Raw genomic sequence first — 21,426 nt, forward strand, 5'->3', positions numbered from 1 at the left:
GGCAGCGCCTCGGTCTAAAGCGAAGCCATCTCGGTTTCCCACATTTGAATGTATTCACAGATAGAAATATGTGAACCCAATCCAGTGTGGCAGGGGGCTTGCCCCCGATGGCAGCGCCTCGGTCTAAAGCGAAGCCATCTCGGTTTCCCACATTTGAATGTATTCACAGATAGAAATATGTGAACCCATCCAGTGTGGGAGGGGGCTTGCCCCCGATGGCAGCGCCTCGGTCTAAAGCGGAGCCATCTCGGTTTCAGTTTCCACGGGCGAAGCCGCCGTCAACTGCCGCATCTGCTCACACCCCCACAACACCCGCTCCGGCGTCGCCGGCGCGTCAATGTGGGGTTGATGGCGATAATCACCCAGGCTTGCCACCGCATCCTTGATCGCGCACCACGACGCAATCCCGAGCATGAACGGCGGCTCACCCACGGCCTTGGAATGGAACACCGTGTCCTCCGGGTTCTTGCGGTTTTCCACCAGCTTCACCCGCAGGTCCAGTGGCATGTCTGCCACCGCCGGAATCTTGTAGCTGGCCGGGCCGTTGGTCATCAGCTTGCCCTTGTTGTTCCACACCAACTCTTCCATGGTCAGCCAGCCCATGCCTTGGATAAACCCGCCTTCCACCTGGCCGATATCGATGGCCGGGTTCAGCGAGGCACCCACGTCGTGGAGGATGTCGGTGCGCAGCATCTTGTATTCGCCGGTGAGGGTGTCGACGATCACCTCACAGCAGGCCGCACCGAAGGCGAAGTAGTAGAACGGCCGACCTCGGGACTGGCTGCGGTCGTAGAAGATTTTCGGGGTCTTGTAGAAGCCCGTGCTGGAAAGCGAAACCTGGGCAAAATACGCCTGCTGGATCAACGCCTCGAACGTCAGGATCTGATCGCGCACGCGCACATGGCCGTTGTGGAATTCCACGTCCGCTTCACTCACGTCGTACTTGCGCGCGGCGAATTCCACCAGGCGCTGCTTGATGGTTTCGGCCGCATTCTGCGCGGCCTTGCCGTTCAAGTCCGCACCGCTGGAGGCAGCGGTGGGCGAGGTGTTGGGGACCTTGTCGGTGTTGGTGGCGGTGATCTGCACGCGGTCGATGTCCACCTGGAACACCTCGGCCACCACCTGCGCGACCTTGGTGTTCAGGCCCTGGCCCATCTCGGTGCCACCGTGGTTGAGGTGGATGCTGCCGTCGGTGTAGATGTGGATCAGCGCACCGGCCTGGTTGAGGAAACTCGCGGTGAACGAAATGCCGAACTTCACCGGGGTCAGCGCCAGGCCTTTCTTCAGGATCGGGCTGTGGGCGTTGTACAGGCGGATCGCTTCGCGGCGCTCGGCGTATTGGCTGCTGGCCTCCAGCTCGGCGGTCATCTCTTCGAGCATGTTGTGCTCGACGGTCTGGTAGTAGTGGGTGACGTTGCGCTCGGTCTTGCCGTAGTAGTTGGCCTTGCGCACCGCCAGCGGGTCGAGGGCCAGGTGGCGGGCGATGGCGTCCATCACTTCCTCGATGGCGACCATGCCTTGCGGGCCGCCGAAGCCGCGGTAAGCGGTGTTGGACGCGGTGTTGGTCTTGCAGCGATGGCCGTTGACCGTGGCATCGCCCAGGTAGTACGAGTTGTCAGCGTGGAACATCGCACGGTCGACGATCGAGTTCGACAAGTCCGGTGAGCAACCACAGTTCCCCGCCAATTCCAGGTTGATCCCGTGCAGGCGGCCACTGTCGTCAAAGCCCACGTCGTATTCGATATAGAAGGGGTGGCGCTTGCCGGTCATCAACATGTCTTCGACGCGCGGCAGGCGCATCTTGGTCGGCTGGCCGGTAAGGCGCGCGACCACCGCGCACAGGCACGCCGGGCTGGCGGCCTGGGTTTCCTTGCCGCCGAAACCACCGCCCATGCGACGCATGTCGACGACGATTTTGTTCATCGACACGTCCAGCACTTCGGCCACCAGTTTCTGCACCTCAGTGGGGTTCTGGGTGGAGCAGTAGACGATCATGCCGCCGTCTTCGGTGGGCATCACCGAGGAGATTTGCGTCTCCAGGTAAAAGTGTTCCTGGCCGCCGATGTGCAAGGTGCCCTGGATGCGGTTTTTCGCCGACGCCAGCGCAGTTGCCGAATCACCGCGCTGGTGAGTGTGACTGTCGAGCACGAAGTGTTTTTTGCGGAAGGCTTCGACCACGTCCAGAACGGGCTCGAGGTCTTCGTATTCAATCACCGCCGCCATCGCCGCCTTGCGCGCGGTATCCAGATCCCGCGCTGCCACTGCCAGCACGACTTGGCCAACGAACTGCACCGTGTCGATGGCCAGCAACGGGTCGCCGGGCATTAACGGGCCAATGTCCTTCAGACCCGGCACGTCTTCGTGGGTGATGGCGATGCGCACGCCTTCGAAGGCGTAGCATGGCGCGGTGTCGATGCTGATTATCCGGGCGTGGGCGCGGTCGGACATGCGCGCATACAGGTGCAACTGGTTGGGGAATTCCAGGCGGTCATCGATGTACTGCGCTTCGCCGCTGACGTGCTTGGCAGCGCTGTCATGCTTGACGCTGCGGCCCACACCGGAGGTGAGGTCCTGGGCGAACAGGTCGGCGAGTTCGGCCTGGGTTTTAACGACGGCGTGATGGTTAGACATAAGCGGTCACCCGAGTCTCGATGTGCGGCGTCTGCAGCTCGATGAAGTATTTGCGCAGCAGGTTCTGGGCGCTGAGCAGGCGGTATTCCTTGCTGGCACGGAAGTCCGACAGCGGGGTGAAATCCTCCGCCAGGGCGGCGCAGGCCTTCTCGACGGTGGCGGCATTCCAGGTGGCGCCGATCAGCACGGTCTCACAGTGTTGCGCGCGTTTTGGCGTAGCGGCCATGCCGCCGAAGGCCACGCGGGCTTCGCGGACCACACCGTTGTCGAGCGTGAGGTTGAACGCGGCGCAGACCGCGGAAATATCATCGTCGAGGCGCTTGGACACCTTGTACGCGCGGAACAGTGCGTGGCCCTTGGGTACGATGATTTTTTCGATGAATTCGCTGTCCTGGCGCGCGGTGACGCGGTAGTCGATGAAATAATCTTCCAGCGCCAGGGTGCGCCGGGTTTCGCCCTTGCACAGCACGATCTGCGCGCCGAGGGCGATCAGCAGCGGCGGCGAATCACCAATGGGCGAGGCGTTGCCGATGTTGCCGCCCAAGGTGCCCTGGTTGCGGATCTGCAGGGAGGCGAAGCGGTGCAGCAGGTCGCCGAAATCCGGGTATTCAGTGTGCAGCGCGGTGTAGCAGTCGGAGAGGGCGGTGGCGGCGCCGATTTCCAGGCGGTCGTCGAAGTCGTCGATGCGCTTCATCTCGGCGATGTTGCCCACGTAGATCATCACCGGCAGCGTGCGGTGGAACTGGGTGACTTCCAGCGCGAGGTCAGTGCCGCCGGCCAGCAGCCGCGCTTGGGGGTAGGCGTCGTAGAGGTCGGCCAGGTCGGCGACGGTGAGCGGCACCAGGCAGCGTTTGTCGCCGCTGTTGAGCTCGCCGGTCTGGGTCGGTGCGATGGCCTTGAGGCGCGCGATGGTCTGGGCTTCACGGCTGTCGAATTGATCCTGGGGTTTGTTGCAGCAGGCCTGCTCGGCGGCGGTGAGGATCGGACGATAACCGGTGCAGCGGCACAGATTGCCGGCCAGGGCTTCGTGGGCTTTCTGGCTGTCGGGCGCGTCGCTGTTCTTTTGCAGGGCGAACAGCGACATCACAAACCCGGGGGTGCAGAAACCGCACTGGGAACCGTGGCACTCGACCATGGCTTTCTGCACGCTGTGCAGGTGGCCCTGGTGCTTGAGGTCTTCGACACTGATCAATTGTTTGCCGTGCAATGACGACACAAAGGTCAGGCACGAATTGAGGCTGCGGTAACGAATCTGCTCGACGCCCTGCTCATCGCTGTGCAGCTCGCCAACCACCACGGTGCACGCACCGCAATCGCCGCTGGCGCAGCCTTCCTTGGTACCGGATTTGCCCAAATGCTCACGCAGGTAGTTGAGCACGGTGAGGTTGGGGTCCAGGGCGTGCTCGCTACGGAGTTCCTGGTTGAGTAAAAACTGGATCACGGAAGGCCTCGCAGATTCATTATTGTTGTTAACCGCTTTGCGCCGAATCTAGTCATGTCTGACTTTTCGGTCAACGATTTTCTGACCAGAAGGTCAAGAAAGTGTGGTCGCAACACTTTCAATTATGGTCCAGTCTTCCGAGACTGGCGTTTTTGCGGGCTTGTGCACTTCAATCGCTGCTTATTCCGTGCCAAATTCGCCACGGTGGGCGTAGCGCCATCAGCGGGCCAATGCGCTACACTGCCGCGCTTGTATCGATAGAAGATTTTGAAGGGAAAACATGACGTTCAAGGCGCCGGACAGTCTCGCCGAGCAAATCGCTCACCACCTCGCCGAACGCATCATCCGTGGCGAACTCAAGCCTGGGGAGCGGATCCAGGAGCAAAAGGTCACGCTGGCGCTCAATGTCAGCCGTGGTTCCGTGCGCGAAGCCTTGTTGATCCTTGAACGCCGCCACCTGATCGCGATCCTGCCGCGCCGGGGCGCCCACGTCACCGAACTCACCGCGCACAAGGTGCAGAGCCTGTGCACCCTGATGGGCGAGCTGTACATCCTGCTTGGCAATGCGGTTGCGCAGGGCTGGCAGACCCAGGCCGACATGGCGCCGTTCGTGCAGATCCAGCAGCGCCTGGTGAGCAATTTCGAGCGTCAGGACATCCGCGCCTTCGTCGAAGAAAGCTTCAATGTGATGCGCGCCGCGTACCCCTTCGCCAACAACCCCTATTTGCAAGAGACCGTCGAAAACCTGCAGCCGGCGATGAACCGCGCGTATTACCTGGCCCTGGACCAGCGCAAGGCGTCCATGAGTGAGTACCTGGCGCTGTTCGAGCAGTTGCTTGCCGCCGTGCTTGCCCGTGACCTGCCGCAAATTCGCCAGGTGCTGTCGGCCTATGGCGAGCGCAGCTGCTCGCTGGTCATCGCTGCGTTGGCGGACGCCTAAACGTGCGGCTCAAGTGCATCAAGTTGGCGGGGTTCAAATCCTTCGTCGACCCGACCACGGTGAACTTCCCCAGTAACATGGCGGCGGTGGTCGGGCCCAATGGTTGCGGCAAGTCGAACATCATCGACGCCGTCCGTTGGGTGATGGGCGAGAGCTCGGCCAAAAACCTGCGCGGCGAGTCGATGACCGACGTCATCTTCAACGGCTCCACCAGCCGCAAGCCGGTGAGCCAGGCCAGCATCGAGCTGGTGTTCGACAACTCCGATGGCACCTTGATCGGCGAGTACGCGGCCTACGCGGAAATTTCCATTCGCCGCAAAGTCACGCGCGACAGCCAGAACAGCTACTTCCTCAACGGCACCAAGTGCCGGCGTCGGGACATCACCGATATCTTCCTCGGCACCGGCCTGGGCCCGCGCAGCTACTCGATCATCGAGCAGGGCATGATCTCCAAGCTGATCGAAGCCAAGCCTGAAGACCTGCGTAACTTCATCGAGGAAGCGGCCGGCATCTCCAAGTACAAGGAACGCCGCCGCGAGACCGAAAACCGCATCCGCCGCACCCACGAAAACCTCGCCCGCCTGACTGACCTGCGCGAAGAGCTGGAGCGCCAGTTGGAGCGCCTGCACCGCCAGGCCCAGGCGGCCGAGAAGTATCAGGAATACAAGGGCGAAGAACGCCAGCTCAAGGCCCAACTGTCGGCCCTGCGCTGGCAGGCGCTGAACGAGCAGGTCGGCCAGCGCGAAGCGATCATCGGCACTCAGGAGATCAGTTTCGAAGCCCTGGTGGCCGAGCAGCGCAATGCCGACGCCAGTATCGAGCGCCTGCGCGACGGGCACCATGACCTGTCCGAACGCTTCAATCTGGTGCAGGGTCGCTTCTACTCGGTGGGGGGCGACATTGCCCGTGTCGAGCAGAGCATCCAGCACGGCCAGCAGCGCTTGCGCCAGTTGCAGGATGATTTGAAAGAAGCCGAACGCGCGCGCCTGGAGACTGAATCCCACCTGGGCCACGACCGCACCTTGCTGCTGACCCTCGGCGAAGAGCTGGACATGCTCACCCCCGAGCAGGAAATCACCAGCGCCGCTGCCGAAGAGGCCGCCGCCGCCCTCGAAGAATCCGAAACCACCATGCACGGCTGGCAGGAGCAGTGGGACACGTTCAACCTGCAATCCGCCGAACCGCGTCGTCAGGCGGAGGTGCAGCAATCGCGCATCCAGCAACTGGAAACCAGCATGGAGCGCCTGGCCGAGCGCCAGCGCCGGATGCAGGAGGAGCGTGCGTTGCTGGCCGCCGATCCGGAAGACGCGGCGATCATGGAACTCAGCGAGCAACTGGCCGAGAGCGAAATGACCCTGGAAGAGCTGGAGGCCAGCGAAGAACAACAAGTGGAGCGCCTGGAACAATTGCGTCAGCAGCTGCAACAGGCGACCCAGGCGCAGCAACAGGCTCAGGGTGATTTGCAGCGGCTCAACGGTCGTCTCGCATCTTTGGAGGCTTTGCAACAAGCCGCGTTGGATCCGGGCACCGGCACCGCTGAATGGCTGCGTGATCAGCATCTGGCCGAACGCCCGCGACTGGCCGAAGGCCTGAAAGTGGAGGCAGGCTGGGAGTTGGCGGTAGAGACCGTTTTAGGCGCCGACCTGCAAGCCGTATTGGTCGATGATTTTGGCGGCTTGGACCTGGCCGGGTTTGCCCAGGGCGATTTGCGTTTGCTCAGTCCGGCCGCCGACGGCCTGCGGGTGCCGGGCAGTCTGCTGGATAAAGTAGAGGCGGCGATTGATCTGTCGCCCTGGCTGGGCCAGGTCAAACCGGTTGAATCCCTTGAGCAGGCCTTGGCCCAGCGCGGCCTGCTCGGCGCCGGTGAAAGCCTGATCAGCCGTGATGGCTACTGGGTCGGGCGGCACTTCCTGCGGGTTCGTCGCGCCAGTGAAGCGGAAAGCGGCGTATTGGCCCGTGGCCAGGAAATCGTCAACCTGAGCGCCGAGCGTGAAGAGCGCGAAGCCACCTTGGAACGCCTGGAAACCGAACTGCAAACCCTGCGCGCCACCCAGCGCCAGCAAGAGACCGGCCGCGAACACTTGCGCCGGTTGTTGCAGGACGAAGCGCGCCAGCAAGGCGAACTGAAAGCCCAGCTCTCGGCGAGCAAGGCCAAGGTCGAGCAACTGAGCCTGCGCCGCACTCGCCTTGACGAAGAAGTTGCCGAGATGGGCGAGCAGCGGGCCCTGGAGCATGAACAGATCGGCGAAGCGCGCCTGCACTTGCAGGAAGCCCTCGACAGCATGGCCCTCGACACCGAGCAGCGTGAATTGCTGCTGGCCCAACGCGACAGCTTGCGCGAACGCCTCGACCGCGTGCGCCAAGAAGCCCGACAGCACAAGGATCACGCCCACCAGCTGGCCGTGCGCCTGGGTTCGCTCAAGGCCCAGCACGCGTCCACCGCCCAGGCCCTTGAGCGCCTGGAGATGCAGTCCGAGCGCCTGACTGAAAAGCGCGAGCAATTGAGCCTCAACCTGGAGGAGGGCGAAGCGCCGCTGGAAGAGCTTCGCCTCAAGCTCGAAGAATTGCTCGACAAGCGCATGACCGTCGACGAAGAACTCAAGACCGCACAGATCGCCCTGGAAGACGCCGACCGCGAATTGCGCGATGCGGAAAAACGCCGGACCCAGGCCGAGCAGCAGTCCCAATTGATCCGCAGCCAGCTCGAACAACAACGCATGGAATGGCAAGCCCTGACCGTGCGCCGCAAGACCCTGCAGGATCAATTGCTGGAAGACGGCTACGACTTGCATGGCGTGCTCAGTACCCTGACCGCCCAGGCCAACGAAAAAGACGCCGAAGAAGAACTCGAGCGCATTGCTGCACGTATCCAACGCCTTGGCGCGATCAACCTCGCGGCCATCGACGAATACCAGCAGCAGTCCGAGCGTAAACGGTACCTGGATGCTCAGGATGCCGACTTGGTCGAAGCCCTGGACACCCTGGAAAACGTGATCCGCAAGATCGACAAGGAAACCCGCAACCGCTTCAAAGATACCTTTGATCAGATTAATGGCGGATTACAGGCGTTATTCCCGAAAGTTTTCGGTGGTGGCAGCGCTTACTTGGAACTGACGGGCGAAGATCTACTCGATACAGGGGTAACGATCATGGCGCGGCCTCCGGGCAAGAAGAACAGCACCATCCATTTGTTGTCCGGTGGCGAAAAAGCGCTGACCGCATTGGCCTTGGTATTTGCCATCTTCAAATTGAACCCGGCACCGTTCTGCATGCTCGACGAAGTTGACGCCCCGCTGGATGACGCTAACGTTGGACGATACGCCCGACTGGTCAAGGAGATGTCCCAGACGGTGCAGTTCATCTACATCACCCACAACAAGATCGCCATGGAAATGGCCGATCAGCTGATGGGTGTGACGATGCATGAGCCGGGTTGTTCGCGACTGGTAGCGGTGGACGTGGAAGAAGCGATGGCGATGGTGGAATCCTGATCGGGCCTTGGAAAGAGAATTCTCGGCAGGACGTAAGGTGATTTACCCGGTCGGCAAACATGGCAAATGGACATATTTGTTCAAGGCATTTTGACAGACGGTGTAAAGTTATCTTTGGTCGTGCTAGTTTAATGTCAAATTTTCGTGTGCGTGGGCAAAACGTCAGTCAGAACATAGAGTTGGCGCCACGTTTTAAAGCGGTTTGCACAGTGCTAAACCCCTTATTTTTCAGCATTTTTTATTAGAGGCACGGGATTACATGGAAATCGGTCTGCGCGAGTGGCTGATCGTCATCGGCATTATTGTCATTGCCGGTATTCTTTTTGATGGCTGGCGCCGGATGCGCGGCGGCAAGGGCAAGCTCAAGTTCCGTCTGGACCGCAACCTGTCCAACTTGCCCGACGACGACGGCAGCGCCGAGCTGTTGGGGCCTCCCCGTGTGCTGGACACCCACAAAGAACCTCAGTTGGACGAGCACGATCTGCCGTCGATGAGCGCCCCCCTGCGTGAAGCCCGTGAGCCTTCGTCCAAGCGTGGCAAGCGTGCCGCCGCCGTGGCCGAGCCGCACCAGGGCGACCTCAACCTCGACGTCGACGATGGCCCGAGCTTCAGCAGCCGTGACGATGATTTCCCGGATGAAAACGTCGGCAAGAATGCACCGCGCCAGTCGGTTGCCGATCAGCCCGCAGCGGAAGAAGTGCTGGTGATCAGCGTGATCTGCCGCGACGCCGCCGGTTTTAAAGGCCCGGCATTGTTGCAAAATATTCTGGAAAGCGGCCTGCGGTTTGGCGAGATGGACATTTTCCACCGTCACGAAAGCATGGCCGGCAATGGCGAAGTGCTGTTCTCCATGGCCAACGCGGTCAAGCCCGGCACCTTCGACCTGGACGATATCGACCTGTTCAGCACCCCGGCGGTGAGCTTCTTCCTCGGCCTGCCAGGCCCGCGTCACCCCAAACAAGCGTTCGACGTGATGGTGGCCGCAGCCCGCAAGTTGTCCCAGGAGCTCAATGGCGAACTGAAGGACGACCAACGCAGTGTCCTGACCGCTCAGACCATCGAACACTACCGTCAGCGCATCGTCGAGTTCGAGCGTCGCGCCCTGACACAGAAACGCTAAGTAGAATAAGCGCACCAACATTTGAGCAGCTTCGGCTGCTCTTTTGCTTTATGAGAGAACACCCATGACCGCCGCCCACACCCGCATCCTCGAACTGCGCGCTGAACTGGATCAGCACAACTACCGTTACCACGTCCTCGACGAGCCGAGCATTCCGGACGCCGAGTACGACCGGTTGTTCCACGAGCTCAAGGCTCTGGAGGCCGAGCATCCGGACCTGGTGACGCGGGATTCGCCGACGCAGCGGGTCGGCAGTGCGGCGTTGTCGGCGTTTACCCAGGTCAAGCACGCGATTCCGATGCTCAGCCTCGGCAACGCGTTCGATGAAACCACCATGCTCGAGTTTGATCGCCGCGTGACCGAAGGCCTCGACCTGCCGGCGGGCGATCTGTTTGGCGGTGGCGCAGAAGTGGAATACAGCTGCGAACCCAAGCTCGACGGCCTGGCGGTCAGCCTCTTGTATCAGGACGGCGAACTGGTACGCGGCGCCACCCGTGGCGACGGGACTACCGGCGAAGACATCAGCGTCAACGTGCGCACCGTGCGCAATATCCCGCTGAAGCTGCAAGGCAGCGGCTGGCCGGCGACGCTCGAAGTGCGCGGCGAAGTGTTCATGTCCAAGGCCGGTTTCGAGCGCTTGAACGCCTCGCAGCTGGAAGTCGGCGGCAAGACCTTTGCCAATCCGCGCAACGCCGCCGCCGGCAGCCTGCGCCAGTTGGACTCGAAGATCACCGCCAGCCGCCCGCTGGAATTCTGCTGCTACGGCGTGACCACCGATATCAGCGACACCCACATCGGCAACCTGCAACAGCTGCAGAAGTGGGGCATGCCCATCAGCCACGAGCTGAAGTTGGCCAAGGGTATCCAGGATTGCCTGGACTACTACCGTGATATCGGCGAGCGGCGCAACAGCCTGCCGTACGAAATCGATGGCGTGGTGTTCAAGGTCAACAGCATTGCCTATCAACGCGAACTGGGCTTCCGCGCCCGCGAGCCGCGCTGGGCCATTGCGCATAAATTCCCGGCCCTGGAAGAACTGACCGAACTGCTCGACGTGGAGTTCCAGGTCGGCCGCACCGGCGCCGTCACCCCGGTGGCACGCCTGAAGCCGGTCAAGGTCGCGGGTGTGACCGTGTCCAACGCCACCTTGCATAACATGGACGAAGTGGCACGCCTGGGCGTGATGATCGGCGACACGGTGATCATCCGCCGCGCTGGGGATGTGATTCCGCAGGTCGTCTCGGTGGTGCTTGAGCGCCGACCGGAAGACGCTCGTGCGGTGCCGATTCCCGAGAGCTGTCCGGTGTGCGGCTCCCATGTAGAGCGCACCCAGCTGGTCAAGCGCAGCAAGGGCAAGGAGACCGTCAGCGAAGGCGCCGTGTACCGTTGCGTCGGGCGCCTGGCCTGCGGTGCGCAGCTCAAGCAGGCGATCATCCATTTCGTCTCGCGCCGTGCCATGGACATCGACGGTTTGGGTGACAAGACCATCGAGCAACTGGTGGACGAGAAGCTCATCGGCTCGCCAGCCGACCTCTACAAACTCAAGTACGAGCAGATCATCGACCTGGAAGGCTTTGCCGATATCTCCAGCAAGAAGCTGATCGCCGCCATCGAAAACAGCAAGACGCCGACCCTGGCACGCTTCATCTACGCCCTTGGCATTCCCGATGTGGGCGAGGAGACCGCCAAGGTACTGGCACGCTCGCTGGCCTCCCTTGAGCGCGTGCAAAAAGCCTTGCCGGAAGTGCTCACGTACCTGCCGGACGTGGGCCTGGAAGTGGCGCACGAGATTCACAGCTTCTTCGAGGACAGCCATAACCAGCAGGTGATTGGCGCGCTGTTGTCGCCGGACGAATGCGGCCTGCAGTTGCAGGATCAGGGCGAGCTGAGTGCCGAGTTCGCCGCCAGCGCCACCCTGGGCGGTTTGCTCGACAAGCTGCACGTGCCGAGTGTCGGCCCCGGCGCGGCGCAGAAACTGGCGGACAAGTTCGCCAGCCTGGACGGCGTGATCAAGGCCGATTGGCTGGACATGCGCCAGGCGCTGCCCGAGAAGCAGGCCAAGGCCGTGCGCGAGTTTTTCGACAATGCCGACAACGCCAGCCGTGCCTTGGCCATCGAGCAGCAGCTCAAGGATTTCGGCATGCATTGGGAGAGCGAGAAGAAGGTCGTCGAAGGCTTGCCCGAAGCCGGCCACACCTGGGTACTCACCGGCTCTCTGGAACTGATGAGCCGCGATGTGGCCAAGGACAAGCTCGAGAGCCTCGGTGCCAAAGTGGCGGGCTCCGTTTCGGCGAAGACTCACTGCGTAGTGGCTGGGCCTGGCGCGGGCTCCAAGCTGGCTAAAGCCAGCGAACTGGGCCTTGAAGTGTTGGATGAACAAGCCTTCATCGCCTTCCTGGCCAAGCACAACATCACCGTGTAGGCGGTTGCGTTGAACGATCTCTCATGGGAAATGATCTAGTCTCAGTCACCCCAGGGAGAGATCGCCATGTTCCGTTATTTCGAGCAACTCAGTTCGCGTATCGCCGCACCGTTCATGGCCGAAACCTCGCGTAACAGCAAGGTATGGCAGTGCCGTTGCGGCCAGTCGCTGTTTTTTCGCAACAGCCAATGCCTGGCCTGCCAGGCGCTGTTGGGCTATCAACCCCAACAAAGTCGACTTGCTTCCCTGCAACCCGGCCCCGTCGAAGGCACCTGGCTGCAAGACGGCAACCTCGACGCCGGCGCTTTCCGTCGCTGTGCCAACCTCGACACCCCGGCTGCCTGCAACTGGCTGATCCCAGCCCACAGCACCGCGCCGCTGTGCGTGGCGTGCAGCCTCAACCGCACCATCCCCGACCTGTCGATTGCAGAAAACCACGAACGCTGGCGCAAGGTGGAAACCGCCAAGCGCCGCCTGGTGGCGCAACTCATCAGCCTCGGCCTGCAAGTGGTGCCCAAGACGGTCGACGAGGACACCGGGCTGGCCTTCGATTTCGTCGGCATCGACCTGGAAGGCAACGCCCCCATGACCGGTCACGCCAACGGCCTGATCACCCTCGACATCAAGGAAGCCGACGACGCCCACCGCGAGAAAGTCCGCGTACAGATGCGTGAACCCTATCGCACCTTGCTCGGCCACTTTCGCCACGAGGTCGGCCATTACTACTGGGATCGCCTGGTCACATATACCCACTGGATCGAACCGTTTCGCGGCCTGTTCGGCGACGAACGCGCCAGCTACGCCGACGCCCTCGACCAGCACTACCAGAACGGCCCGCGCCCCGATTGGCAGCAAACCTGCGTCAGCGCCTACGCCACCATGCACCCTTGGGAAGACTGGGCCGAGACCTGGGCCCATTACCTGCACATGATGGACGCCGTCGACACCGCCCTGGGCTTCGGCATGAGCGCCCGCGAGATGGACCTGGACTACCAGCCGTTCCCCCTTACCACGCTCTACGATCCCGAACACCCCGGCGGCCCGGCGTTTCTGTCATTCGTCAACGCCTGGATCGAGCTGGCCGGCATGCTCAACGAGCTGTCACGCAGTATGGGCCAGCCGGATTTCTACCCCTTCGTACTGCCCCCGGCGGTGATTGCCAAACTGCACTTCGTCCACCTGGTCATTCAGGAGGAGGGCGGCAGGGCGGATGAGGTGGTACAGGCGCAGTAATCCGCCTTGGGTGGGAACTGACTTGCCTGCGATGGCATCACCTCGATAGCTCAGGCAGACCGAGTTGCCGGCATCGCGGGCAAGCGCGTCTCCCACAGGGTTCTATGGCGCTCCCACAGGCGCGGACAAGTGCTTGAGCCCCTTCATATTTTTTATCCGGCCCCAACGGTTGTAACTTCCGATGAGATCGGTACAATGGCCCCGCTTGCCGAGAGGCAGGCGTCGTTATGGTGACCCCATCGGTCCCCCCGCAACGATTACCCGTGAACCTGGTCAGAGCCGGAAGGCAGCAGCCACAGCGGGAACATTGTGTGCCGGGGTGTGGCTGGTGGGGTTGCCTCCATAACGCTATTCCTTGCAACACCTCTTCTCAAAATCAATTCAAAAAATGCTTTCAAGCCATCTGCCATCGGGCAGTCCATGGCGGCATACTCCAGTGCCTGGCATTCGGAGACAGTACACGTGGAAAAAGTCGACGACCTCACTCGCGAAAAGCTGCGGGAGTGGCAAATGCGCCGCCTGGAGATCAAGGACCGCATTCAATCGCACCCGGAACAGACCCTGGAGTTGGCGAGGGTGCTGGACCTGATGGACGACGAGCACGCAGAAATCCTCAGCCAGGCAGAAATGATCCGCGCCCAGGCCCCGGCCGCGCCTGTCGAACCGACGCCGGCCGCGCTGACCGGCGCGTACGCACTGCAGCTGCAGGTGGCCGCGCAGAGCATCGATGACTTGCGCCGTCTGTTCGACATGGCGGTCTTCGAGCTTCAGCAGCAAATCAACGCAGCGGCAAGCTCGGCTGAGCCACGCCGCTACCCCGGCGGCATGTCGGGTTCATTGGGTGAATATCGCTTTGAAGTGGGTGTCCATGGCGACGCCTGACGCCAACGACCCCGGCCAACCCCTGGCTGCGAGGACTTATGCAACCGGAACATTTTGACCTGGCCAGCCCGGTTTTCCTGCCGGTCACCGAAGACACCTGCACGGCGCTGCTGACTGCCGACGGCGCCCAGGCTCTGGCCGGCCTGACGGACCCCGAGCTGGCGGCGGTGCTGGTCATCCAGCACCTGGCCCAGGCTGCCGAACAGGACCTGACCTGCACGGCCGCCGAGCGCATCCTGGTCAAGCTGATCGGTTGGGCGGTCGACTCTCCCGCGGCGTTGCTGCCGGAAGCGCAGAGGCTGTTCGACCCACGCAAGTTGTACTTCGGCTTCAATGCGCTCAAGACCGTCAACCTGCGCCTGCTACGGGCTGAAGAAGTCGCGGCGCGGGATTACCTGCTGCCCACCGGCAAATGGGATATCGGCTACAAGGTTCGCCACCTGCGCAGCAACGACCCGTTCAGCCAGCAGATGATCACCCCACGGCACCGCGAGCGCTGGCTCAGCCCGGCGCAAGACAAGCTGCTGCGCACCTTTCGCGCCAACCTCAACGAAGACTTGCACGTCCAGGGCTATGCGGGCATTGGCAAGAGCCACTTGCTCGGCGCGCTGATGGAGTGCCTGCGCCCCGAAAAGACCTTGGTGCTCGCACGCACCGGCGCCAAGTTGGCAACGCTGCGCGAGCGCATGGGCCTGGCCCGGGATGGCAAGGCCGGTTCGACGTTCGCCGCATTCGCCAAGGCGTTGTTGCAGGGCCCCCGGCCACCGGTTGCGAACACCGCCGCGCGGTTGCCGGGCAAGCAGGCGGTGGCGCAGACCCTGGATATCCACGGTTGGCGCGGCCACGATGGCCCGGCGGCGCTGGAGGTGTGCCTCAAGGTGCTCGAACGTTATTGCCACTCCAGTCATACCAGCCTGTCTTCCCGGCATTTGCCGCATTTCAAGCAGGCCTTGTCGAGCCTGGATGCTCAGGTGTTACTGGAGTATTCAAGCCGGCTATGGACCTACCTCGAGCGCAACCCCCAATGGGCCGCGCAGACCGGCTTTGCCACGCTCTGGCTGATCAAGCAGGCGAGCCTTGCCGGATGTGTGGTGCCGCCCCGTTATACCCATGTGCTGATCGACGAAAGCCAGGATATTCCGGCCTCGCTGCTGCAGATCATTGAGCGCGGTCGCCAGGTGCTGATCACCCTGGGCGATGAGTACCAATTGGCCACGGGTGAAATGGTCAGGCGCAAGCGCGAAGTCCGGCAAAGCGATATCAGTTATTCAGTACGGTCCGGGCGCAATGTCGAGCGCCTGGTCAACCCGCTGATCAGCGTGCACTCGGAAAAGAGCAAGATCCCATTCGAAGGGGCGCGGGACGCCGACGTCGGCATTGAGCATTACCCACAAGGCTTCGTGCCGCCGGAAGGCTGCGTGGTGTTGACCGCGTCCCATTGGGACACCATGAAATGGGCCATCCAGTTGCAACAGGCCCATTGCCCGTTTGGCTTGGCGGATGCCGCTGCGCAGCAGGACCTGCAACGCTTCATGACCAGCGTGATCGCGCTGTTCAAGCCCGACTTCTACAGCAACGAGCACAACGACACAGGCCCGCACGCGTACTTCCGCGATTTGGACGACTGGCGGCAAGTACAAGAGGCCTGCCAGTTCGATGAATCGTTCTTGTGGGTAGAGAGTCAGCTGGAAAACGGCTTCAACGTCGCCGATATCACCCGTTTGAACCGCCTCAGCGGCGTGCCCGGCAAGCGCTGCGTGTTGATGCTGGCCGAAGAGGCGGGCGGCATGGAGTTCGATCGGGTGCTGTTGACCCCCGAATTGCTGAGCAACGTGCCGTTCAAAGACGCCTACGCCTTCGATCAGCGATTGTGTGCCGTGTACATCGCGATATCGCGGGCCACATTGCAGCTGTACCTGCCTTACGACGTGGTGGAGTGGATCGATTACCACACGTCCCGGGCATTCCGGGAATCCCATGGCTACTGATCGGCTTGCTCCACGACCCTAGACGCCTCGCCGGTGTACAACTGAATGAGGTCGTCGATTTCCCCGGACATTTTCATCCTCAGCAGCGTGCGCAGAATGCGCTGCACCGGCACATTCGGGTCGTTGCGTACGGTGCAGCCCAGGTTTTGCTCTTCGATGACGGCGACTTTATGCAGGCGCCGTCCGGGGGGCAGGTGGTGGTTGAAGCGGTCGAGGGTCCACTCATTGGTCACCGCATACTTGAAGCGCCCGGCCACGAGCTTTTGCAGCACCTGTTCTTCGCTGCGGGCATCGTCACGGGTCAGTTGGCCGCTGGCGAACAAGGGGTCGAGGGTGGCATAGCGATAATTGAGCACTGTGCCGATCGACTGGGGGGCGAGGGTGGTCACCTGGATCGCCTGCACCGGCACATGGGTGCTGACCAGCAGGTTGCGCTGCACCAGCAGCGGCACGCTCCAGGTGTAGTCGCCGGACAGGTTGTCGACCCAGGCCTGGGCGACATAACAGCGCACATCAATGTCGCCGTGTTCCATGGCCGCTGAGATACGGGCCCGGGCCAGTACATGAAATTCGGCGGGTAAGCCGACCTGGGTGGCCAGGCTTAACATCAAGTCATACAAAATGCCCTGAGTGGGACGACCGTCCTGCAGGTGCATCATGGGCATCGCCCAACTGTCGGAAACCGAGAAGCGCAGCGGTGCGGGCGCTGCGAGGCTTGCCGTGGTGATCATCCATAAAGCGCCCAGGACTACGCGCATATGCTCTCCGGGTTCAGGCCTTTTTGGGGCCAATCACAAGAGCTTAGTCAGATTAGGCGAGCATGCCGGATGCAATTTCCCCCTTGCTCCGCTAGCATTACCGGCTTCCGCTTCCCAGTTGCGACGGTTTTCGATGAGTTATCAGGTTCTTGCACGTAAATGGCGTCCGCGCTCGTTCCGCGAAATGGTCGGCCAGACCCATGTGCTCAAGGCTCTGATCAATGCCTTGGACAGCCAGCGGCTGCACCACGCCTACCTGTTCACCGGTACCCGTGGGGTGGGCAAGACCACCATTGCGCGCATCATCGCCAAATGCCTGAACTGTGAAACCGGTATCACTTCGACGCCCTGCGGCACCTGCTCGGTGTGCAAGGAAATCGACGAAGGGCGTTTCGTCGACCTGATCGAGATCGACGCCGCGAGCCGCACCAAGGTCGAAGACACCCGCGAGTTGCTGGACAACGTGCAGTACGCGCCGAGCCGTGGCCGCTTCAAGGTCTACCTGATCGACGAAGTGCACATGCTTTCCAGTCATTCCTTCAACGCACTGTTGAAAACCCTGGAAGAGCCGCCGCCCTACGTCAAATTCATCCTGGCCACCACCGACCCGCAGAAACTGCCTGCGACCATTCTGTCGCGATGCCTGCAGTTTTCCCTGAAAAACATGACCCCTGAGCGCGTGGTCGAGCATTTGACCCACGTGCTGGGCGTCGAGAACGTACCGTTCGAAGATGACGCGCTGTGGCTGCTCGGCCGCGCCGCCGATGGTTCGATGCGTGATGCCATGAGCCTCACCGACCAGGCCATCGCCTTCGGTGAAGGCAAGGTACTGGCTGCGGATGTGCGCGCCATGCTCGGCACCCTCGACCACGGCCAGGTGTTCGATGTGCTGCACGCGCTGATCGAAGGCGACGCCAAGGCGTTGCTCGAAGCCGTACGCCATCTGTCGGAGCAAGGGCCGGACTGGAACGGCGTGCTCTCGGAAATCCTCAATGTGCTGCACCGCGTTGCCATCGCCCAGGCCTTGCCGGAAGGCGTCGACAACGGCCATGGCGACCGCGACCGCGTGTTGGCCCTGGCCCAGGCACTGCCGGCCGAAGACGTGCAGTTCTATTACCAGATGGGTCTGATCGGTCGCCGCGACCTGCCACTGGCGCCGGACCCGCGTGGTGGCTTCGAAATGGTGCTGCTGCGGATGCTGGCGTTCCGGCCCGCCGATACGGCCGACGCGCCGAGACAGCCGCTAAAGCCAGTGGGGATCAGCCAGGCCACAGTTGATTCCGCCAAACCAGTGGCTGGCGCGACGGTCGTCGTGCCAGTGGTTGCTGCGCCTGCGCCGATTGCGCCGGTGCCCGAGCCTGTTGTCGCTGCACCCGTGGTCGAGCCGGAACCTGTTGTCGCGCCTGAGCCGGTCGTCGACCTGCCTTGGAATGATCCGGTAGAGGTTGAAGTCGACGCTGAGCAGGCGCCCGCCGTTGAGCCCGTGCTGGAAACCCTCGGTGAGCAACCCGAACTGACGCCCATGCCTACGCCGACGCCGGACAGCGTGGTACCGGATGCGCCCGAGTGGGTCTCGGCGCCGGTGCCTGAGCCGACCGTCGCCCAGGTGGAAGCAGCTGTTCCGGGTATCGATGACGATGAACCGCCGCTGGACGAAGACTACATCGAGCCGGACATGGATTCGGCTTACAGCTACCTGGACGACCTGGCCAGCGAACACGCTGCCGAGCCGGCCCCCGAGCCCGAGCCGGAACCCGCCGCAGCGCCGGCCACCGGCCTGGCCCTGCAGTGGCTGGAATTGTTCCCGAAACTGCCGATCTCCGGCATGACCGGCAGCATCGCCGCCAACTGCACGCTTATTTCCGTCGACGGCGACCACTGGCTGTTGCACCTGGACCCGGCCCACAGCGCCCTGTTCAACGCGACCCAGCAACGTCGCCTGAATGACGCACTGAACCAGTATCATGAGCGCACGCTGACCATCACCATCGAGCTGGTCAAGCCAGAGCAGGAAACCCCGGCCCAGGCCGCGACCCGCCGGCGTATCAACCGCCAGCGCGAGGCGGAGGATTCGATCCACGCCGATCCGCTCATCCAGCAAATGATGCAACAGTTCGGTGCGGTCGTCCGCCACGATACAATTGAACCTGTCGAAGCCCCGGTGCCCCAGGCGTCCTGACACCGGGCTACTCACTTGATCCACGTACTTTGAGGGAATTCCCATGATGAAAGGTGGCATGGCCGGCCTGATGAAGCAGGCACAGCAGATGCAGGAAAAGATGGCCAAGATGCAGGAAGAACTGGCCAACGCCGAAGTCACCGGTAAAGCCGGTGGCGATATGGTCAGCGTGGTGATGACCGGTCGTCACGACATCAAGCGCGTGAGCATCGACCCAAGCGTGCTGCCAGGCGTGGGTGAAGATGACCTGGAAATGCTCGAAGCGTTGTTCGCCGCCGCCGTCAACGACGCCGTGCGCAAGATCGAAGCCAACAGCCAGGAAAAAATGGGCGGCGTGACCGCTGGCATGCAATTGCCGCCGGGCATGAAGCTGCCGTTCTGATCGGCGAGCGTTAGCTAGACTCGAATGCCAGGCCTCAGTGCCTGGCATTTTTTTTGCGCGCGCCGCGACCCAAGTAGGATCTGGCTTGCCTGCGAGGCATTCACTTCGGTGCTGTCGATAAAACATCGAACCCCAACCGTTCTATCATGGTCTGCACCCTATACCGATGGATTTGTAAAAGGAGCCCCTGATGCCTCAAGAACCGATTCTCAACCAGCGCATTGTCCTGGTCTCACGCCCACAGGGTGCGCCCACCCCGGAAAACTTCCGCCTGGAGCGGGTAAACCTGCCAGAGCTGGCGGACGGCCAGGTGTTGCTGAAAACGTTGTACCTGTCCCTCGACCCCTACATGCGCGGGCGCATGAGCGACGCACCTTCCTACGCCGCACCCGTCGAAATCGACGAAGTGATGACCGGCGGGGCGGTCAGCCGTATCGAACAATCGCGTAATCCAAAGTACGCCGTGGGTGACCTGGTGGTCGGTGCCACCGGCTGGCAGAGCCACAGCATTTCCGATGGCACCAACCTGATCCCGGTGCCTAAAGGTCTGGCCAGCCCTTCCATGGCCCTGGGCGTGCTGGGCATGCCCGGCATGACGGCCTACATGGGCCTGATGGACATCGGCCAGCCGAAGGCCGGCGAAACGTTGGTAGTCGCGGCGGCATCCGGTGCCGTGGGCTCGGTGGTGGGGCAGGTGGCCAAGCTCAAGGGCCTGCGTGTGGTAGGCATCGCCGGCGGCGCGGACAAGTGTCGCTACGTGGTGGAGGAGCTGGGCTTCGACGCCTGTGTCGACCACAAGAGCGCCGATTTCGCCAATGAACTGGCCCTGGCCTGCTTCAAGGGCGTCGACATCTACTTCGAGAACGTCGGCGGCAAAGTGTTCGACGCGGTGGTACCGCTGCTCAACCCCAGGGCGCGCATTCCCTTGTGTGGGCTGATTGCCGGTTATAACGCCCATGAGGCGCCCAGTGGTCCTGACCGCCTGCCAGCGCTGCAACGTACCCTGCTGACCAAGCGCGTACGCATCCAGGGCTTTATCGTGTTCGACGACTACGGTGACCGCCAGCCTGAGTTCATCAGCGCCATGGCGCCGTGGGTGCGCGAGGGCAAGGTCAAATTCCGCGAAGACGTCGTGGATGGCCTGGAGCAGGCGCCCGAAGCGTTTATCGGTTTGCTCGAAGGGCGCAACTTCGGCAAGTTGGTGGTGCGCGTCGCACAGGATTGAGCATTTGACGCTTATCCGGGGCGCGGGTATAAACCGCGTCTCGTTGTTTTGTCGGACCCTTCGCCCATGAGCTTCAGCCCCCTGATTCGCCAACTGATCGACGCCCTGCGCACTTTGCCGGGCGTCGGCCAGAAAACCGCCCAGCGCATGGCGCTGCAATTGCTGGAGCGTGATCGCAGCGGCGGCACCCGATTGGCCCAGGCCCTGAGCCAGGCCATGACCGGTGTGGGCCACTGCCGCCAGTGCCGCACGCTGACCGAAGAAGAACTGTGCCCCCAATGCGCCGACCCACGCCGCGACGATACGCTGCTGTGCGTAGTGGAAGGGCCGATGGACGTGTACGCGGTGGAGCAGACCGGCTATCGCGGCCGCTATTTCGTGCTCAAGGGCCACCTGTCACCGCTCGACGGCCTAGGCCCGGAGGCCATTGGCATTCCGCAGTTGGTGGCACGTATTGAAGAGCAGGGCACGTTTACCGAAGTGATCCTGGCCACCAACCCGACAGTTGAAGGCGAGGCGACTGCCCATTACATCGCCCAACTGCTGAGCAACAAAGGCCTGATCACCTCACGCATCGCCCACGGCGTGCCGCTGGGTGGCGAGCTGGAATTGGTGGATGGCGGGACGCTGGCGCATTCCTTCGCGGGTCGCAAGCCCATCGCGTTGTAAAGTCAAAAGATTCAGTGGCTGACCCACCGCCATCGGGGGCAAGCTCCCTCCCACATTCCAAAAGA

The 21,426-nt window shown here is 62.2% G+C and carries 14 protein-coding genes and 1 other RNA gene; 12 read left to right on the forward strand and 3 right to left on the reverse strand.

Going from position 1 to position 21,426, the window contains the following annotated elements; all coding sequences use genetic code 11:
* Positions 1–231: 231 nt before the first annotated feature.
* Together xdhB and xdhA are read right to left on the reverse strand one after the other, a co-directional pair.
* Complete coding sequence (gene xdhB, locus CQ041_RS13730; RefSeq protein WP_105523006.1) at positions 232–2,631, reverse strand: xanthine dehydrogenase molybdopterin binding subunit; 2,400 nt, start codon at positions 2,629–2,631, stop codon at positions 232–234.
* Positions 2,624–4,072, reverse strand: a complete 1,449-nt coding sequence (gene xdhA / locus CQ041_RS13735) for a xanthine dehydrogenase small subunit (protein WP_105523007.1) — start codon at positions 4,070–4,072, stop codon at positions 2,624–2,626. Before xdhA ends, xdhB begins: the two co-directional genes overlap by 8 nt.
* 280 nt (positions 4,073–4,352) lie before the next feature.
* On the opposite strand from xdhA, the gene CQ041_RS13740 reads away from it, so the two are divergent.
* The 8 genes from CQ041_RS13740 (at position 4,353) to CQ041_RS13775 (ending at position 16,148) form a co-directional block, all read left to right on the forward strand.
* On the forward strand, positions 4,353–5,012 hold the full coding sequence (locus CQ041_RS13740; protein WP_105523008.1) for a GntR family transcriptional regulator: 660 nt from the start codon (positions 4,353–4,355) through the stop codon (positions 5,010–5,012).
* A gap of 2 nt (positions 5,013–5,014) precedes the next feature.
* The gene (smc, locus tag CQ041_RS13745; RefSeq protein WP_105523009.1) at positions 5,015–8,503 is read left to right on the forward strand and encodes a chromosome segregation protein SMC; all 3,489 of its coding nucleotides are present in this window, start codon (positions 5,015–5,017) and stop codon (positions 8,501–8,503) included.
* Positions 8,504–8,762: 259 nt separating this feature from the next.
* Positions 8,763–9,623 carry a cell division protein ZipA gene (zipA, locus tag CQ041_RS13750; protein ID WP_105523010.1) on the forward strand — a complete coding sequence of 287 codons (861 nt, stop codon included), beginning with the start codon at positions 8,763–8,765 and terminating at the stop codon, positions 9,621–9,623.
* 64 nt (positions 9,624–9,687) lie between these two features.
* Positions 9,688–12,045 (forward strand): NAD-dependent DNA ligase LigA, encoded by a 2,358-nt coding sequence (ligA, locus tag CQ041_RS13755; protein WP_105523011.1) that lies wholly within the window; start codon positions 9,688–9,690, stop codon positions 12,043–12,045.
* 66 nt (positions 12,046–12,111) lie between these two features.
* The gene (locus CQ041_RS13760) at positions 12,112–13,278 is read left to right on the forward strand and encodes a putative zinc-binding metallopeptidase (RefSeq protein ID WP_105523012.1); all 1,167 of its coding nucleotides are present in this window, start codon (positions 12,112–12,114) and stop codon (positions 13,276–13,278) included.
* A gap of 237 nt (positions 13,279–13,515) precedes the next feature.
* Positions 13,516–13,612, forward strand: an RNA gene (gene ffs / locus CQ041_RS13765) — signal recognition particle sRNA small type.
* A 128-nt stretch (positions 13,613–13,740) separates the two neighbouring features.
* Positions 13,741–14,160 carry a hypothetical protein gene (locus CQ041_RS13770; protein WP_105523013.1) on the forward strand — a complete coding sequence of 140 codons (420 nt, stop codon included), beginning with the start codon at positions 13,741–13,743 and terminating at the stop codon, positions 14,158–14,160.
* Between the two features lie 38 nt (positions 14,161–14,198).
* Positions 14,199–16,148: a hypothetical protein gene (locus CQ041_RS13775; protein WP_105523014.1), complete on the forward strand. Its 1,950-nt coding sequence runs from the start codon at positions 14,199–14,201 to the stop codon at positions 16,146–16,148.
* On the opposite strand, the gene CQ041_RS13780 is transcribed toward CQ041_RS13775, so the two are convergent.
* A complete protein-coding gene (locus CQ041_RS13780) occupies positions 16,142–16,906 on the reverse strand; it encodes an ABC transporter substrate-binding protein (protein WP_105523015.1) in 765 nt (254 codons plus the stop codon). The genes CQ041_RS13775 and CQ041_RS13780 overlap by 7 nt on opposite strands.
* Positions 16,907–17,039: 133 nt before the next feature.
* Between CQ041_RS13780 and dnaX the strand changes: the two genes are divergently transcribed.
* The 4 genes from dnaX to recR all read left to right on the forward strand — a co-directional run bounded on the left by dnaX (position 17,040) and on the right by recR (position 21,361).
* Positions 17,040–19,085 carry a DNA polymerase III subunit gamma/tau gene (dnaX, locus tag CQ041_RS13785; RefSeq protein WP_105523016.1) on the forward strand — a complete coding sequence of 682 codons (2,046 nt, stop codon included), beginning with the start codon at positions 17,040–17,042 and terminating at the stop codon, positions 19,083–19,085.
* 43 nt (positions 19,086–19,128) lie between these two features.
* Positions 19,129–19,467 carry a YbaB/EbfC family nucleoid-associated protein gene (locus CQ041_RS13790; protein ID WP_003175481.1) on the forward strand — a complete coding sequence of 113 codons (339 nt, stop codon included), beginning with the start codon at positions 19,129–19,131 and terminating at the stop codon, positions 19,465–19,467.
* A 190-nt stretch (positions 19,468–19,657) separates the two neighbouring features.
* The gene (locus CQ041_RS13795; protein ID WP_105523017.1) at positions 19,658–20,692 is read left to right on the forward strand and encodes an NADP-dependent oxidoreductase; all 1,035 of its coding nucleotides are present in this window, start codon (positions 19,658–19,660) and stop codon (positions 20,690–20,692) included.
* A gap of 66 nt (positions 20,693–20,758) precedes the next feature.
* Positions 20,759–21,361 (forward strand): recombination mediator RecR, encoded by a 603-nt coding sequence (gene recR, locus CQ041_RS13800; RefSeq protein WP_065873846.1) that lies wholly within the window; start codon positions 20,759–20,761, stop codon positions 21,359–21,361.
* The last annotated feature ends 65 nt before the right edge of the window (positions 21,362–21,426 follow it).

Source organism: Pseudomonas sp. MYb60, assembly GCF_002979555.1.
GTDB lineage: Bacteria > Pseudomonadota > Gammaproteobacteria > Pseudomonadales > Pseudomonadaceae > Aquipseudomonas.